General features: G+C 45.8%; 7 protein-coding genes and 4 pseudogenes. 1 reads left to right on the top strand and 10 read right to left on the bottom strand.

Going from position 1 to position 18060, the window contains the following annotated elements; genetic code table 11:
* Window positions 1-8: 8 nt before the first annotated feature.
* The 10 genes and pseudogenes from AC0L66_RS03000 to AC0L66_RS03045 form a co-directional block, all read right to left on the bottom strand.
* Window positions 9-1421: pseudogene (locus AC0L66_RS03000) on the bottom strand (phosphoglucomutase/phosphomannomutase family protein).
* A 57-nt stretch (window positions 1422-1478) separates the two neighbouring features.
* Window positions 1479-3884 (bottom strand): glycoside hydrolase family 94 protein, encoded by a 2406-nt coding sequence (locus tag AC0L66_RS03005; protein WP_265676548.1) that lies wholly within the window; start codon window positions 3882-3884, stop codon window positions 1479-1481.
* A gap of 76 nt (window positions 3885-3960) precedes the next feature.
* Window positions 3961-5874, bottom strand: coding sequence for a beta-N-acetylhexosaminidase (locus AC0L66_RS03010; protein ID WP_265676550.1), 1914 nt, complete (start codon window positions 5872-5874; stop codon window positions 3961-3963).
* Between the two features lie 12 nt (window positions 5875-5886).
* Window positions 5887-6764, bottom strand: a pseudogene (locus tag AC0L66_RS03015) (glucosamine kinase nucleotide-binding domain-containing protein).
* A pseudogene (locus AC0L66_RS03020) lies at window positions 6757-8483 on the bottom strand (glycoside hydrolase family 9 protein). The pseudogenes AC0L66_RS03015 and AC0L66_RS03020 overlap by 8 nt, the downstream one beginning before the upstream one ends.
* A gap of 68 nt (window positions 8484-8551) precedes the next feature.
* Window positions 8552-9544, bottom strand: a complete 993-nt coding sequence (locus tag AC0L66_RS03025) for an ABC transporter ATP-binding protein (RefSeq protein WP_265676554.1) — start codon at window positions 9542-9544, stop codon at window positions 8552-8554.
* Between the two features lie 48 nt (window positions 9545-9592).
* Window positions 9593-10582: an ABC transporter ATP-binding protein gene (locus AC0L66_RS03030; protein WP_265676555.1), complete on the bottom strand. Its 990-nt coding sequence runs from the start codon at window positions 10580-10582 to the stop codon at window positions 9593-9595.
* A gap of 2 nt (window positions 10583-10584) precedes the next feature.
* A complete protein-coding gene (locus AC0L66_RS03035) occupies window positions 10585-11610 on the bottom strand; it encodes an ABC transporter permease (RefSeq protein WP_265676556.1) in 1026 nt (341 codons plus the stop codon).
* Window positions 11611-11612: 2 nt separating this feature from the next.
* Window positions 11613-12599, bottom strand: coding sequence for an ABC transporter permease (locus AC0L66_RS03040; protein ID WP_250617419.1), 987 nt, complete (start codon window positions 12597-12599; stop codon window positions 11613-11615).
* Between the two features lie 159 nt (window positions 12600-12758).
* Window positions 12759-14442, bottom strand: a pseudogene (locus AC0L66_RS03045) (ABC transporter substrate-binding protein).
* 803 nt (window positions 14443-15245) lie between these two features.
* Between AC0L66_RS03045 and AC0L66_RS03050 the strand changes: the two are divergent.
* Window positions 15246-17972: an ImpA family metalloprotease gene (locus tag AC0L66_RS03050; protein WP_473568348.1), complete on the top strand. Its 2727-nt coding sequence runs from the start codon at window positions 15246-15248 to the stop codon at window positions 17970-17972.
* The last annotated feature ends 88 nt before the right edge of the window (window positions 17973-18060 follow it).

Consider the following 18060-nt stretch of genomic DNA (forward strand, 5'->3'; position numbering starts at 1 on the left):
AACAGAGACTACAACGACAAAAAGCCTTTCATCTGTTGAAGAACATATTCTGCTTGTTCTTTATCTTCCATCTCACAAAAAATACGTAACAACGGTTCTGTTCCTGAGAAGCGAGCAATGACCCACCCCCATTTTTAAAGTAGACCTTAGCGCCATCGGCGTAGCTCACTTTATCAATATCGTAATCAAATTCAGGCAGTTGCTTTTCGATATAGAGTTTGTGGTATAGGCTATCCTTTTGTGAGGCTTTGAACGTACAGTCACCCTCGGCGGTATAGGCGTAGCCATATTGACTGTAGATTTCATTTAATAACTCAGAGAGCTTTTTGCTGGTGACACTCAGCATTTCTACCAGTAAGCTTGAGGCGAACACGCCATCTTTACCTTTAATGTGGCCTCTAATGGTTAAACCGCCCGAGCTTTCCCCACCAATAAGTGAGTCGTCAGCTTCCATTTGGGCACTAATGTGCTTAAAGCCTACCGGAACCTCAAAGGCCTTTTGTCCATAATGCGCGGCGATCTTGTCGAGTAGATGAGTGGTTGCAATATTTCGAACTACCGAGCCAGTCCAACCTTTATACTCAAGTAAGTAGTAGTACAACAGCATCAAGACTTCGTTGGGATGAATGAAGTTACCTTTTTCATCAATGATGCCCAGTCGGTCGGCGTCACCATCGGTACCAATACCGATATCATAGCCTTCAGCCGCAACAAGGTGCTTTAAACGATAAAGCGTAGCGGCATTCGGGGATGGCATTAAACCACCGAAGTCTGGATTTTTACCATCGTTGATAACATCAACATCGCATCGACCATTGATTAGTACGGTCTGCAGAGCGTTCTTAGCCACACCGAACATAGGATCAATGAGCACTCGTAAGTTGGCTTGCTTGATCGCATCAATATCAATCAGATCGATAATTGAATCGACAAACTGATTCATTGGGTTGATCTCAATGATCTTGTTTTGTTGAACCGCGGTTTCAAAGTCGAGACGTTGGATCTGTTCCGCGCTTAACGTAGCGATCTGAGATTCGATCTTTTCTGTGATGATCTCATCAGCATCCCGCCCCCCTTCGATAAACACTTTCACGCCATTGTAATCGGCGGGGTTGTGAGAGGCGGTGATGCAAGCAGAATAGGCGCAGCCCATGTGCTTAGCCTGATACATGACGATAGGCGTTGGTACAAATTTATTGATGAAGCTAACCGGGATATCATTTCCTGCGAGTACTTCGGCAAACCATTGACTAGGCTTTATCCGATAAAAAGCGTCGGTCGTAGCCGATGACAAACCCCTTATCGGCCACGCCTTCGTGGTTAATAATATTGGCTAAGGCCTGAGCCACAATCCTAACGTTATCTCGGGTAAACTCTTCGCCAATAAACGCACGCCAGCCACCCGTACCAAATTTAATCATATTTCTCTCCTAACGAGCTCCGAAGAGCTCGTATTGATAGTTGCTATTGGGTGGGAATTAGCCCAGTACCACGTGGATATGGTTGATAGAGCCTGCTTGTTGTGGTGCGATGGCTCCCGTTATCTCTGTGCCATTTAGTGTCATGGATTTCACGCCTTTACTCACACTATCTGGGTTCTCTACGGTGATGTGATAAGTGGCGTCACGCCATTCTCTTGTCACTTTAAAACTCGGCCAGTCCGTTGGAATACAAGGGTCGACAATGAGCCCCTCAAAGCTAAGGCGAACCCCTAAGATGTAATTCGTTGCGGCGTAGTAGGCCCAGCCAGAAGTCCCCGTTAGCCAAGGATGGTTGGCACGGCCGTGATCTTGATGATCGCGGCCCATAACAAACTGTACGTACGAGTACGGTTCAGTGATACGGGTTTCGATATTGTTGTTTTGATTGTATGGGTTAAGTGAGTCGTAGAATTTCATCGCTTGATCACCACGGCCTAGTTTCGCTTCGGCTACCCAAGCCCAGGGATTCGGGTGAGAAAAGATAGCGCCATTTTCTTTCACGCCTTGATAAACACGCGTCACGAAACCGATATCATCATTAGGTGTAGCAAAAGATGGGGCGTTGAGGTGCAGTCCGTAATCGGAATATAGGTATTCGTCAACGGCATCCATTGCCTTTTGACCGCGCTCTTCGCTAACGGCGCCAGAGACGACGGCCCAAGTATTTGACTCAAGGTGAACTTTCCCTTCGGTTTGTTCATTGGTACCGACTTTGTCACCATTTTTGGTGATACCGCGGATATACCAGCCACCGTCGTCATCCCAAAGGTGAGTTTCACAGGCATCTTGAACTTTCTTAGCCATGGCTTCGTAGCAAGCAACATCGTTAGGCTTATCAAGGTAATTGGCAAGGTCGACAAACTCTTGTAATGCCCAGTAGTGCAAGAAAGCCACCATAGAAGACTCTCCGCCACCGAGGTTTAAACAGTCGTTCCAGTCCGCACGTAGTCCTTTAGCAATGCCTGTTGCGCCAACATGCTCATCTGTGAAATCTAACGCCGCTTTCATATGTTCGTAGACGGTCGCATCGCCACCGTCAGCATAAGGGATGACTTCATTAAAGAACTCGGTTTCACCGGTTTCCATGACATAGCGGCAAATGGTGGGGATCAACCATAGATGATCATCAGAGCAAGTGTCGGCAATACCATGGATCTTATCTTCGTCACTCGGAGTTGGAACCACCGTTGGAGATTTTGATGGCTCAACATCGGCTTTCTCAGGATCAAACCAATCGGGATCAAACAGGTGCAAACCATAACCCGCTTTAACTTGCCCTCGAAGTAAATCGACAATACGCTTTTTCGTCATTTCTGGGTTCGAGTGTGGCACAGCCATCGCATCTTGAGCCGTGTCTCGGTAACCCAGCCCTGTGCGTCCACCGACTTCAATAAAGGAAGCAAATCGTGACCAAACCACGCAGGTTTCGGCTTGGTATAACGTCCACGCATTGAGCATGGTATCAAGCCCTTCATTAGGAGACGTGACTTGGAATTTTGCGCAGCGTTCATCCCAGTGAGTCTTAATTGCGGCAAAGGCTTGGTCAACTTCATTTAGATCTTGGTACTTTTTACGCAACCGAGCACCATTCCCTTTGCCAATACCAAGCACGTAGGCAAAGCGAACCTCTTCACCAGGCTGAATTGTGAACTGTTTATGCAGTGAACCACAATGGTTGTAGCAGGTTTGAACATGGTTTGAACACTGCCCACGCTCAACGGCGATTGGGTTTGATTCATCGCGGTAAAGCCCTAAGAAGCTGTCTCGCTGACCGTCGTAGCTATCCGGTTCAAAGGTTGAAGCAAGATAGTAGAACCCTTCTTTTTCATTGGTGTTATAGAAAAGGTCGTACTCGATCACGCCATCTTGATACTCAGTGCCAGCTGAATAGAGCGACATTTGATGATTCTGGTTGTCTGAGGCAATGTGGCTAAAAGAAAACTCTACAAAAGAAAAGGTACTGATTGTGCGTGGCTTATTACTGGTATTACGCAGTACCACATCCCATACTTCGGCGTCTTCACCTTTAGGGATGAAAAGCGTTTTTGTCGCTTCAATCCCGTTGTAGTCACATTTAAATTTTGAGTAAGACAGCCCATGACGCACTTCGTACTGAGCTTCTTCTAAGCTCTTCGCAACGGGCTGCCAAGAGATAGACCAATAGTCACCCGTTTCATCATCTCTTAAATAAACGTAGTGTCCCGGTCTATCAAACGTCGCATTGGGACGAAATTTAGTGACGCGATTATATTCAGGAGAATTGTAAAATGAGTACCCCCCTGCATTGTGTGATATCACCGTACAGAACTTTTCGGTACCAAGATAATTGGTCCAAGGTGCTGGAACGTCGGGACGAGTGATAACATATTCACGGTTGTCGTTATCGAAGTAGCCGTATTGCATGAGTATTTCCTTATAAAAACTTCTAATTATTCAGTGATAGGTATGCGATGCATGATCTGTCTCTACAGAGAGTGGGTTATTCAGACCATGGGTGTCGATACCGGATGTTTTGCCTGTCGAGCAAGGTTAAATGGGGCTTTAGCCTTGCCAGAAAATAGGGGTAATCTTTACGTTGTTCATGACACCAAGCGGTTTCGGCTAGCGCGAGTAAGCGCGGGAAAACCATATAGTCTAAACGGTCCTGATGAGTGATGATTTCTGTCCACAGTGCGGCCTGTATACCGAGAATGCGCTTCTTAACGGGGTCATTATGGGCGATGTCAGATAACGGTTCGTATTGGTAAGCTTGCTCAAGAGAAATGACCGACGCCCAATCGACACCAGGCTCTTCACAGGTATAATCTTGAGCCATATCGAGATAGGTCGTTTGTCCCGGCTGAAGTACGACGTCGTAGCCCATTTTGGCACAATTGATCGCGGCTTCTTCACTTAGCCAAGAGTAGATAATGGTGTCTTTACTCACCTTGTTGCCGAAGTGTGCTTCTTCCCAACCTAGCATGCGCTTGCCAAGTGAGCGCAGCTTATCTTCTGCATAGCGCAGTAAATGCCCTTGCAGTTCTTTTGCACTACTATAGCCATGGGTTTGCATGAGTTTTTTACAGCTTGGGCTATTAACCCAAGAGCCTAGCGGAACTTCATCTGCGCCAATATGCAGGTAGGGGGCAGGGAAGAGTGCGGCAACTTCTTCTAGTACAGTATCTAAAAATTGGTAAGTACCTGCTATCCCAGGAGATAAGGTGTTATCAGTGTAGTGCTGGACGCTGCGATAAGTGGATTTATCCTCATGGTCTACTAGTAGGTGTGGCAAGGCTTTGATAGCGGCGCGACAATGACCTGGGATATCAATCTCAGGGATGACTTGAATACCACGTGCGCTAGCAAATTCCACTACCTCTTTGATGTCGCTTTGTGAGTAGTAACCGCCGTATTTTTCTGAAATATGGTGAAATTGAGGTTTAATTACTTCATCAGGTCCACGCCATGCGCCGATCTCAGTTAGCGCTGGAAGTGCTTTTATCTCGATGCGCCACCCTTCGTCATCAGTGAGATGCCAATGAAAGGTGTTGAGCTTGTAGTGTGCTAATAAATTGATGAAGCGCTTAATTTCGTTGATAGGCTGAAAGTGTCGGGCACTATCAAGCATCACGCCACGGTAGGAAAACCGCGGTTTATCTTGTATGGAAACAAAGGGTACTGAAAGTGTTTGTCGAGCTTCATCAAAGGCGCATAGCTGCAGTAGTGTGCTCGCACCGTATATAAATCCTGCAGTATCAGTGGCTTCAATAATGACACCGCCATGGCTGATATTGAGCTTGTATTCTTCGCTGCTAAGCACAGGGCTACGCTTAAAGTGCACACCTTGTTGTCCTATCGATTTAGGTGTCATCGCAAATAACCGCTCAACCTCTTCTTGAAGCCAACCCGCTGCGCCTTTATTGTCTGGATGATCCCATGAAATCTGGCTATAGCGTGAGAGTTCAAAGTGGCCATCAGTGAAAGTAATCTGTTCCGGGTGAGGGATGAGCTGATGTTTATGCGCGATTACGTTCGGTACCGTGGTGTGTTTATCGTAACCATGTTTAAGAACGATAGGTGACACACTGACCGTTTCTCTCGATAGTGAATCTGTGTCTAAATATGCTTCTTTAATCCCATCGGAAAGGAAGCGAAACGGCGCGGTTAGGATAGAAAACTCTATATACACATGGTGGTTGGAATAGAGCACAGAATCGGTAAGTTCAAGCGTGCAAAAACTGCCTGTTTGAGTAATGTGACCGACAGAAATACTGGCAGGATCGATATAGCGGTCAAAGGTAAAGCTAAGGCGCCAATGTGGGTAGCTTTTCTCAGATAGATTATGCAATGTTAAGCCAAAGCGACTGCCTTTCTTATGGCTGTCTAGTACGGCAATATCGACGCGAAAATCCATACTCGCCTCCCTTTAATATAGATTGTGTTGGCTTTGTCCAGCCATCATCAGTGCCCCATCCATAGCATCACCCTTCGGTTCTACAATCCAGCGTTGAGCGGCGGGTGATAACCATTTATGGATACGTTGGGCAATGCTGCCCATCAGGCAAATTTGTTGTGCGCCTTTTTGATTTAAGGCCGTTAAGTACATTTCAATATCGTCAGCGGTTTGTTGCAGTAATGATTTGCCCAGTCTTTCGTTAAGTAAGGCATAGTCGAAAATAGCGGGAGAAAATTGTCCATAATCACAAGGAAGCGCGCTCTTGGACCACTCAACAATGCGGTCCACATCATGCTTAAAGTGCGTCATGACTAAATCCGCTAAAGGAGAAGTAGGACGAATACCATCTTGAATGAGTAGTACTTCTTGAATAAGGCGTAGTCCCATTACCGCGCCTCCGCCTTGGTCTGAAATTGGAAACTCGCGACCACCTACGACAAACTGTTTGCCTTGTTTGAGTAGCAGTCCACAAGAACCAGTACCTAAGCAATCATGATGGCACCATCTTGACCTTGGTGTGCGCCTAAGCATGCACCGTACGCGTCGGTGTTGAGCGTCATGCTGGCAAAAGGGTGGGAGATGGCGGTAAACTTTTGATACGACGATTTATGCTCAGCACCTGCAAGTGCTAACCCAACGTCGAGATTTTTCAGGCTATCTCGATTAAGTCCACTTTGCGTCAGTGCGATGGTGAGTGCTTTGATGATCGCAGACATGGCGACATCAGCACCGAGCATGATGTTGGCGCTACCACTTTTTCCTTCACCAATCAGCTCGCCCTGTTCGTTGACGATTCGTGCTCGACAAGAGGTCCCTCCACCGTCGATACCAGCGATAAATTTAGGCATGGGAAGTCTCCTTCTGTTGATAGTGCTTATGAGTCAATGCGGTAGCCAGCAGGAACCAAGCTGCGTGGGGGATCCATTGCTCTCCCCAGCGCCAGTTTTGTAACATGTCATCTTTTTGATTTGGCGGATTAAAGGCAATGTCGCTTTCATTATCGAATCCAGCGGTGATGCCGTTACAAATGCCGCCATGAGCATTAAAAAAGCCGAGGTCTGCCAAATAGTCAGGGTTATTGTGACCGTGCCCATCTAACATGCACATGTCGTAAGGGTTGGAGCCTAGAATCCAGTTCATTGCATTAGCAGCGTAGCTTTCCAGCGCTTCTTTTAACTGTGAATCATGGAGTAGAGGTTGCACGGTCAGTGCCATCGTGGCCAAGGAGGCCAGACGGGCGTTTTCCCCTTGCCACCAATAACCGGACTCGTTGTTATGGGGAACAAAGAACGCGCTGCGTTTAGCATCATCAATGGGCTTTACATACTGGCGAGGATAGCCAAATGGGTTATACACCTCCTGCGTCACATTAAGCTCGAATTGGCATGCCTCGTGTATGAGCTCAATGAATCGTTTAGTGCGAGAAGAGTCATCTTCAATTGCGACGTATTCATTGAGCGCGATTACGGGCAGTCCCGCTTCAGCTGCGTGATAATAAGGGCGAGTTCCATCGTCATTACTCGACCAATAGAAAGTAAACTGTTCATCGTGGGCCGCTCGTTGTGCTAGCGCATCGGCCCAGTATCTTGCTTCTTTTAAGTACTGACTTTGTTTGGTAGAGCGATAAAGCTCGACGCTGGCGAGCAGTGCACAGTACTCATCTATGATGTTTTCAGTGCCGTCATTGAGGTACTGCGTATTGAATTTTTTAGGTGCGCGTAGCCTGATTCGGCTGCGGTTAAAAATTGCTGTGCTTCATCCGCAGAGAGGTTGGCTAACCGGCTTGTTTTCGCTAATGCGGCAATGGCCATCCCCCCGCCTTGACGAAACCCCGCTTGATAGTCGGATTTCTTGTGGCCCAATTGAGTTTCGTAGGCGCAGATTTCGCGTTGTTCGGTATCTTTGCTCCATTTATCAAACACGGTCATGTAGAAGTAACCGTCGGGGTGCTGCATACGCAGTAAAAACTCAGCGCCGTAACGTGCTTCCTCATGGAGTCTAGCTTGTACAAAAGAGCGTTCTAGAGAGCTATGTAATACGTCATCTGCTTTTAATAGATTCCATACCACCATCGGGGTTTGTTGAGGATTGAGATAATTGGCGTAGGACAAATGACTTAAGTACTTACTTACGTCACCAGAGGCGTCATACCAACCGCCATGAACATCAACGCGTTCGTTACTGCCAATCACTTTTGCTGCTTGGTCAGCGTTATCAAAAATACTGCCGCTGCAACGTTGAGATTTGAAGTAATGGATCATATCGGAAAAAGCGCGATCCAATAGGCGATGATGTGCAATTTGAAAGCGATGGGAACAAACCGATTGGTAGCTTAGATAATATTCGCCAGGTTGTGTCCATTCACTGAAATCAATGTCAAAAAAGTAACCTTGATGCCATTCATCAATTTGCGCACCACCGGAGAGAGGCAGTTCTGAAACGATGGTATGAGTACTGGCATCGATCAAGAATGCGTTACTCAGCTCTGTGAGTGCCGTTGGCGACATGACAACCGCACGTTTGGAGCCGATTGCTTGATAACCAATGTGGTTTGTTAAAAGTTGCATGATGTATCCCAGCGAATGGTGTTAGTCAGCTCCCTCTTGCGAGGGAGCGTTTTATTAGTTGTCGTTGATTAGTTTTCGTAAAGGTAACAACGGACGAAGTGGTTCTCTGCCAATTTAGTGACACTTGGCAGGGCTTCGTTACAGCGGCTGGTGGCATGGGTACAGCGCCCAGCAAATGGGCAACCAACAGACTGTGGTGTCCACAGTGGAATATCGCCTTTATTACCCTTCAGCTTTTCATGAATCGACTTGGATGGATCAGGTACTGCCGAGACCAGCAATTGCGTATAGGGATGCTGAGGGTTTGCGATGACTTCATCAGTATCGCCCCATTCCACCATATGTCCCACGTACATAACGGAGATGTCTTCAGCGATGTATCGCGCCGTTGCAATGTCATGGGTGATGTACAGCAGTGACATTTGTTTTTCGAACTTCATCTCCTCCATTAGGTTAAGGACACCTGCACGGATAGAGACATCCAACATTGAAGTTGGCTCATCCGCGAGAACGACTTCAGCGCCAATGGCGATGTTTCTTGCAAGGTTGACACGTTGACGCTGCCCACCAGAAAGTTGATGGGGGTATTTTGCCGCGGTTTCTTTTGCTGGAATGAGTCCAACTTGTTCCAGTAAGTCGTAGATGCGCTCTTCCAGTTCTTTCTTATTGCGCTTGCTTACTTTGTTATGGATGAGCAAAGGGCGCGCAATGTGGTGAAAAATGGTGTGTGTTGGATTGAGAGACCCAAATGGGTCTTGCCATACCATTTGTACACCCTGACGATACTGGGTTAGCTCAGCTTGCTTTTTAATCTCTTGAATATCTCGACCGCGATATTTAATTTCGCCGCCACTTGGCGCATACATTTTTGCGATCATTTTTGCAGTGGTTGATTTACCTGAGCCGGACTCGCCTACAACGGCTAAGCCGCGACTCTTATACATTTTGAATGACACGTCATTAATTGCGCGCATCATTGGTTGAGATAGCGTATTACTGTTAATTGGAAAGTCTTTTACGACATTGTTGCCTTCAATTAGCAGTTCACCATAGTTGCTCATATTCATCTCCAGAATTTATTGTGACGTCCTGTTTTTAATGGTGGTTGTCTATGACAACACGTCGGCTACCGCAATTTGCTCATTGTATAAATGGCAATTTGAGAAACGGTTTGACTCAATTTGACGCAATTGTGTCGGTACCTTTGTACAGGCTTCATGAACACGGTCACAACGAGCCTGAAAGCGGCATCCTTGTGGGATTTCCAGTAGGTTTAGCGGGTTGCCTGGAATGCCCGTTAGCTTTGTTTTTGGCCCAGTTAATGGCGGAAATGAACTTCCCAGCCCTTTGGTATAAGGGTGGTAAGGTGATTCTAGAATCGCTTTAGAAGGCGCCACTTCGATCAGCTCACCTGAGTACATGATCCCGATACGGTCTGAGAACTCGACCATTAAGGAAATATCATGGGTAATGAATAAGATAGAGAAGCCAAACTCTTCTTTTAATGCGTAGATCTTTTGTAGGATCTCGCGTTGAACCACTACATCCAGAGCGGTGGTTGGCTCATCCATAATGATCATCTTAGGGTTGAGCGCGAGCGCGATGGCAATCACTAGGCGCTGACGCATGCCGCCTGAAAATTGGTGTGGATAATCGTTGAGTCGACTTGGGTGAATATCCACTATTTCCAATAGACCTTCGGCACGTTTTTTCGCTTGTTCACGAGTCATATTGGTGTGACGCATGATGACATCGCAGAACTGCTCCTCAATCGTGAGTACGGGGTTTAAGGCATTCATGGCACTTTGAAAGACCATGGACATCTCACTCCAGCGAAACGCTTGCATACGTTCATCGCTGTATTTAAGGATATCTTCACCATTGAAGATAACCTCACCACCGCTGATGTAGGCTGGTGGCTTATGTAAACGCATCAGTGAAAAGGCGACGGTGGATTTACCACAGCCGGATTCACCCGCCAGACCAAAGACTTCTCCCGGTGCGATATCAAAGCTGACGTTGTTACAGGCTCTGACGTCGCCAGCATCGGTAATGTAATCTACGCAAAGGTTGCGGATTGAAATTAAAGGTTCAGACATAATTAACGGTCTCCGCTCCAAAGTGCATTTTGTGGTGGTAGTTCAGGCTCGCGAGTCGTCTTGTCTTCTTTCACCATTTTTTTCCAACGTTTCATCCCTTTGTGAGAGCGAAGTTGAGGGTTGGCAATTTCATCAACAGCGAAGTTGAGTAGCGCAAGACCTGTAACCAATAAGATAAGAGCAAAACAAGGGGCAAGCATTTCCCACCAAGCGCCAATCAGCATTGCCGACGACGTTTGTACGTTGTAGAGCATGATGCCCCAGCTAACGGTATTCGGATCACCCATGCCCAAGAAGGAGATAATGGCTTCCATAGAAATGGCGTACATGACCGAACCAATGAAGCTTGCACCAACAATTGAGATAAGGTTTGGTAGTAACTCAACAAAAATAATGCGCAGCTTTGACTCACCTAAGACTTCTGCTGCCTTAACAAACTCTTTTTCGCGTAAGGACAGGGTTTGAGAGCGTATTACCCTTGCTCCCCAAGCCCAGGACATAAAGCCAATGACTAAGGAGATGGTAAGCGGGCCTGCCTCACCAATAAATGCAGCGACAACAAAGAGTAATGGGTACTGAGGGATCACCAACATAATGTTCATGGCGGCGGTTAACACATCATCGACTCGGCCACCAAAGTAACCTGCCGAAATACCAATCACCGTCGCTAAGATGCACACCGTAAGACCTGCGCCAAAGCCCACCATGAGAGATACTCGAGCACCGTAGACCACTTGTGACCATACATCACGGCCCATACGAGTTGTGCCTAGCGTGTGATCGGCTTTCTTTGACATCAGCAGTGAGCGGCGGTTGTCGGCAAGGTTTTCTGCTACCCAGCCATCTGGGTTTGCTTGTGCCATTTTGACAATAAAGCCTGGATACTCGTGAGGATTACCAGTGCGCTTGTCTGGCGCGTGCTTAGTAATTAAGGGTGCTGCCACAGCAAGAAAGATAAACAGACCGATAATGACAAGTCCGATACGTGCGGTGGTATTTCGCCACACTAGAGAGAGAAATCCTTTCATGATTATTTGCCTCCTTTACGTAGGCGAGGGTCAAGCACGACATACAGCATGTCGGCGACAAGGTTAAAGAACAGCATAAAGAGAGTCATGATAAGTAGTTGACCTTGAAGAACTTGGTAATCACGAGCGTGAATAGCGTTAAGCATGACGCTGCCTAAACCTGGATAGTTGAAGATAATTTCAATGATCAATTGTCCACCAAGCGCCATACCTAACGACATGGAGAGTGCGGTGACACTTGGTAGCATGGCGTTACGAGCGGCGTAATTGAATACCACGCGGTTTTCGCTCAGGCCTTTGCCCTTTGCCATGGTGATGTAGTCTTCATTAAGAAGGTTAATCATGTTGTTACGCATATTGACGAGGAAGCCGCCAATTTGAATGATCGTCGCACAAATGAGAGGTAGAACCGCGTGATACAACACATCCTTAAGGAAAGTCCAGCTTGTCCAATCTGGCGTCGTCCCTGCGGTATACGCGTAACCTGTCGGGAACCACTTAAGACCGATTGCGAAAATGAATAGCGCTAGCATCGCAATAACGACTTGAGGAATGGCCTGAACAATCAGCATTCCGGGGGTGATAAACGTATCGAAGCGACTGCCACGTTTCCATGCAGCGAAGATGCCAAGCACTGAACCGATAGAGAAAGAAAGCACTACGGCGCAGCCTGCTAGAAATAGTGACCAACCAAATGCGCTGCCCAGTAAGCTGTTTACTGACAATGGGAAGAATTGCACAGAGGTGCCAAGCTCCCAGCTCAGAATGTTCTTCATGTAGGCGATGTATTGAACAAAATAGTTACCATCAACGAAGCCAAGCAATTCTTTCATTGCGGCAATACGTTCTGGTGTAATTTGTACCGTAGTATGCGCAAACATCATGGTGACTGGGTCGCCTGGCATTGCGCGTGGAATAATAAAGTTGATAGTGGCGGCGACTAATAGCGCCATACAATAAAAGGACAATCGTCTTAAAAAATAACCCATAACTTACACCTTGTTAACCCAGTGGTAGTATCACTGGAATTGCCGTCCATAACGTCGAGACGAGCTATCCCCTGACGACAAGCGCCACTCATTCAATTGAATACAGGAAGGGGATGAAAGCGGTACGGATGCACCGCTTTTAATTACATACTTACTTGTTTATTTTACTGGTTTTAGGTCCAGCACGTGCAATAGTCGCTCAGGAATACCAGCCCAGATATTTGGACGGCCTTGAGGGTTTTGCTCGTTCCACCAGCCCGTGTAACGAGTGGTGTTGTACTGGAACATATAAGCACCAGACATGACAGGTACTGTCACTTGGTCTTCTGCGATGATTTTCTGAATACCATGTGCGATCTTCATTTGTTCATCTTTATTTGCGGTCTTATAGAAGCTGCTTAATAGCGAATCTAACTCAGAGTTTTGGTAGAAGTGCATCGCGAAGCGAGGCATACCATCACCACTTTGTAGTGTTGAGTTGTATGCGCTGTTCCAATAAGTATATGGATCCGCACCGTGGAAATAGTTGGTATATGCGACGTCGTAAGACCCTTCAAGCATGGATTGGTTGTACACAGAGAAGTCTGGTGTACGCGCTTTTGCTTTAATGCCTACTTCAGCAAGTTGCTCAACAGCGAGTTGCACTGTGTTGTTAAAGTCAGTCCAACCATTAGGAGATTGAATTAACAGCTCAAAAGATTTGCCAGATGGAGTATCGACAAAGCCATCACTGTTTACGTCTTTGAAGCCAGCTTTTGAAAGGAGCGCTTTTGCGCCTTCCGCGTCATAAGAGTTATAACCCTTAAATTTGTTGTGTGTGGTTTCATCAGACCATGCTGCAAAGGCATAACCTAGACCAGAAGCGAAGTCATTAACCGTACCGCCACCGTAGAATGCGATATCAATGATGGTTTGACGGTCAAGTGCCATTGAGAATGCACGACGGAAATCGACATTGTTAAGCGCTTCATTTTTAACTTGATCTGGGTTCTTAAAGTTAAGCATGAAAGCTTGTGTACCTGATGGCGGGTACCAGTAGTGGTGATTTGGACTTGCTGCTGCGTAAGTACGGTCAATATCTGGGATGAACGATGAAGTCCAATCCATTTCAGAGTTAACCACTTTGCCTAGGAACTGATCGTTGTTCGCAATTTGAGGAACACGTAGACAATCTACTTCTAGGTTATCCGCATCCCAGTAGTTTTCGTTACGACATTGAACATAAAGTTGCCCTGTAAAGGTGTCGATCTCGGTAAATGGCCCCGAACCTACAGGGTTTTCATTGGTAAACGTAGCTGGATCTTTAATATCTTTCCAAACATGCTCAGGGACGACAGGCACTTTAACGATTTCGTAAGGCACGTTTGAGTTTGCTTCGGTGAGGTAGAACTTCACTTGGTGGTCGTTAACTTTTTCTACTTTCTCTACCCAAGAGTTAATGCCACTTTGGTCAAGTTCAGGTTTTGATTTAACAAGATTGAATGAGAACAGGACATCGTTAGCATCAAAAGTTTCGCCATCTGACCATTTCACACCTTTACGAATGTCAAAGGTGACCGTCATTAGGTCGTCGGACATTTCGAAGCCTTCAGCAAGACGGAATACTAGGCTTGTTCCCGTGCATCTCATTGAAAACAACCAACGGTTCATAAATAAAGTCCGTTGTTGTGTGTAGGTTCGTCGCACCCAAGTATGGGTTAAAGTTACGAACAAAAGTATTGAACTCTTTTGGGTGAACGGTCAGTTCATTACGTTCTGCTGCAGTTGCAACAGAGCTAAACCCTGATACTGCAGTGGCGATAATTGCTGTCGCGAGTGCTGTTTTTTTAATATGCGCAAGCATAGCTATTCCTTACTATTTGCTTTTGTTTCACTGGGTAAATATTGGAGACTTACCCTCACGTTTTGCTAAAGCCTACCTCTTATCTGATTCCTAAAGAGTGGCCTGTAAGCCTTAGGCGTTACTAAGAAAACACCTTAAAGAAGAATTTATCAATTAGCTTCTCCGTCAAAAACGTTAATTTGCCGTGACTGGTTGTTAAAAACGTCAAAGTGGCACTTTTTTGAGTGTTTTTTGAACGAGTTGTTAAGGTGATGAACGTCACGAATTACAGACTATTGAGAGATTAATGTTAGTGCTTACTATCATTTTTTCCTTTGTTAATGGTGGTTGTAAGTCTACAAATTAAATAGGTGATACTTATCACACCATAAAATGACACGTTAATTTGATTTGGAAATTAGTAATGGCAATTTGTTGTGACTATCATCGCAAAGTCACTATTATCTCACTAATCACCGATGGTTATTACCATGTGAACGTATAAATTTTTCGCTAGATAGGCAGACAATGCGCCCTTTTTTTTATTGAATATAAAGTGAGTATTATCATTTATTTTTCATACATGACGCTCTCTATGGGCATACGTTTTGTTCAAGTTTTTATGGACGAATTGAGGTTCAGGCGTGCTTTTGGTTTGGTTGTTTCTTGTCGCGACTGTTTGTTATTTTGTAGGAGTATTCGTGATACAAAGTAAAAAATCGTATTTCAGGCAAGTTATTGCGTGATCTTAAGTCCAATCATAGAGAGGGTGAATGGCTGTATCAGATTTATGATTTAGCCTTCCACTTTTCGTGGGAGGTAAAATGAAAAAAAGTGCAGTAATGATAATCTTACTGGCGGGGTTAGTGGGTTGTGGTGGTGGGTCTGACTCTGAGACCGCGACACCCAACAAAACACCCGTCCAGCTAGCATTAGAAAGTGGTGATGCATCATTAGTTGATAACGCCAATGACTTTATTGATGCGAGCCAATCTTTGGTGGCGAGTTATAAGCGTACGTATAACGGCATTAAACGTGAATTAGCGCAAGACACCAATGGCAACAATTTGTCTGATTTATATTGGGACCCTACCCATGATGCCGCAATACTCTCGCCTACTTATGGGTTTAATGACACTATTTTAACCACCAATAAAGCAATGAATACTGGGTATGATGATCAGGTATTGACCATTGGTGTTGCGGGTATTACGTCAGACAATGTGCGTTACGCAGCGCTTGGCAGCAATCCATTTCGTACTAAGCAGCGCTTTCCTAACTCGGTGAACCAGTCAATGGAGAGGTGGCTACAAAATCTTGTGCAATGGGTCATGTCTTCAACTCAAGCACCGAGACGTATTGTATTAGCTCAGCTTGACCAGTCCCACTATTTCCCCGACGCCCAAGCGACTCGACATTGGTTAACGGAAACCTATTCAGATTCATTGCTGATGAATGCTGATAATCAATGTGATGGTGAGCAATTACTTGCGTGTTTACAAGCAAAGCCTGATATGTTGATTCTATCCCAAAAGTTAAATGCCGGAGACAGTGCTGACTCAGTACTTCACGGGGTGGAGTATGCGTTAGAGCATGGTATTCCAGTGTTGTATCTACATTTAGATGGCGGCATGACCGAACTAGGTAGCCGATTACTTGAGCGCTTACACATTAATTACGTTGGTGATAACTATTGGCGTAAGCTTGGCTTAACGAATTGGGATCCGACCTCGCTTATCGACAAAGTACCAGATTCAATATTGCAGCAGCAAGCGCTATTACAGCGACTGCAGCGTGATAGTTTTAGTGTCGACCTTAGTTTATGCGATGATAAATCGTGTCGTGCAGATTCGATGATGGCCGAGCAGTTCTACCCAGCAGCTGAGGGTATACGCCAGCATCTAAATCGGCTTGATAGTAATAAAGTGGATCTCTTTTCAAGCCCGGATTATGCCTATGAAAAATTATTGCTGCTACTTGCCGATCATTACCGTCAATCGGTTCTATTTCCTATGGATAAAGACAGCACAGAAACGCTTGATTTTTTGAAATCTTATTTCAGTGATTATACTCAATACCATACTCGCAAGCTTAATCATGCCCAGCCAAGTTTAGGGAATTTTAGTACTCGATCTTTTGAAAATATGCCGTTAATAAATAAGACGGTGTTACTGGAATCAAAACGCAGTTTCCGTTCAGCAGGTGTGTATGCCATTCCCGGTCAAACCTTTAAGGTGACACGTCAAGATAATCAACCCGTTACGACCTCTATTGTGTTAAATACTTTGCGTAGCGGGGCAACGCATGAATTTTCTAGTAATGGGGGGTACGCAAGACCTAAGTTTCTGACATCAACGAGTTACCGAGTTGAGCCAGGAGAAACGATTTATTTAACTTCAGCGTATGGCGGTACTGTTCAGGTTCAGTTTGATGCCAATGATATTCCAGTTGAGCTCTCCTTCGAAAATGTGGCCCAGCACCCAGTGTGGCGAAGTGGAGTCGATAACGAGGCGTTTATCGCACAACTTAAGTCCGCTCAGTTTGATTGGGCGGAGTTGATTACTCCGGGATTTGAGGTGCACGCTAAGGCTGACAAAATGTTGGAATCTGTGAGCTCAACAGATTGGGCGCAGCATCAAGATATGGCGGCAGCTACCGAACGCTATGTGCATAACTTCCCGCACGCACTGGCTGGTTTTCAGGGGCCGGGCATTGATACGATCGATGAGATCCACCAATACGGTAAAGATCAAGGTTGGACCATTGAGACCATTGATATCGTTAAGCACATGAATGCCGACCAAGCAACCTGTGGTTATGGTTGCTCGGGCAATCCATATGATGCTTACTGGTCGTTTCATCCGCTTGGTCATGGTGATTTGCATGAACTCGGTCATGGCTTAGAGAAAGGGCGCTTTCGATTTACTGGTTGGGATGGCCACTCCACCACGAACTATTACTCCTACTACAGTAAGTCTCGTTATTATGTCGACACAGGAAAGGTCTCTTCCTGCCAAGGGCTCGACTTTAAAGGGCAATTTGAATTACTGCAGCAAAGCCGATTGCAAACCGACCCAAATGCTTTCATGGCGGCGCAAAATCAAACTGGCTGGAGCTGGGGAGCGCGTATCTACATACAAATGATGATGTCAGCTCAGCAGCAAGGGGTATTGAAGAACGGTTGGCACCTGTTAGGCCGTTTGCACCTTATTGAACGTGAATTCAATAGATTGAAAGCGAGTGAGGTCCTTTGGGAAGAGCGTAAAGCCTCGATTGGTTTTACTCATTACTCTCAGGCTGAAGCGAATGCGTTGAATAATAATGATTGGCTGTTGGTGGCGTTAAGCTACATTACTCAGCGAGATATGCGTAGCTATCTTGATATGTGGGGTTTTAGTTTTAGCGATAAAGCCAAGCAACAAGTGGCCGCGATGAGCTTAGATGTCATGCCAATGACTTATTTTGCTGCAACTTCACAGGGTTATTGTTTGGACGAGTTTGCTACCAATCCTGTCAGTATTAATGGCAGCAACCTTTGGCCACTTAATTAGTGGAAAAACTGCCGAGCATCAGCGTACTAAAATTATAAGCATAGAGTGACAGATAGGCAGAGGTCTATCCTGAACAGATTGACCTCTG

This window comes from Vibrio sp. GJ43-1 (assembly GCF_055808835.1).

Coding starts and splice junctions, on each gene's coding strand:
- AC0L66_RS03010 (WP_265676550.1), bottom strand. CDS start 5,874: ATGGATTTTCGCGTCGATATTGCCGTACTAGACAGCCATAAGAAAGGC.
- AC0L66_RS03040 (WP_250617419.1), bottom strand. CDS start 12,599: ATGGGTTATTTTTTAAGACGATTGTCCTTTTATTGTATGGCGCTATTA.
- AC0L66_RS03035 (WP_265676556.1), bottom strand. CDS start 11,610: ATGAAAGGATTTCTCTCTCTAGTGTGGCGAAATACCACCGCACGTATC.
- AC0L66_RS03005 (WP_265676548.1), bottom strand. CDS start 3,884: ATGCAATACGGCTACTTCGATAACGACAACCGTGAATATGTTATCACT.
- AC0L66_RS03050 (WP_473568348.1), top strand. CDS start 15,246: ATGAAAAAAAGTGCAGTAATGATAATCTTACTGGCGGGGTTAGTGGGT.
- AC0L66_RS03030 (WP_265676555.1), bottom strand. CDS start 10,582: ATGTCTGAACCTTTAATTTCAATCCGCAACCTTTGCGTAGATTACATT.
- AC0L66_RS03025 (WP_265676554.1), bottom strand. CDS start 9,544: ATGAGCAACTATGGTGAACTGCTAATTGAAGGCAACAATGTCGTAAAA.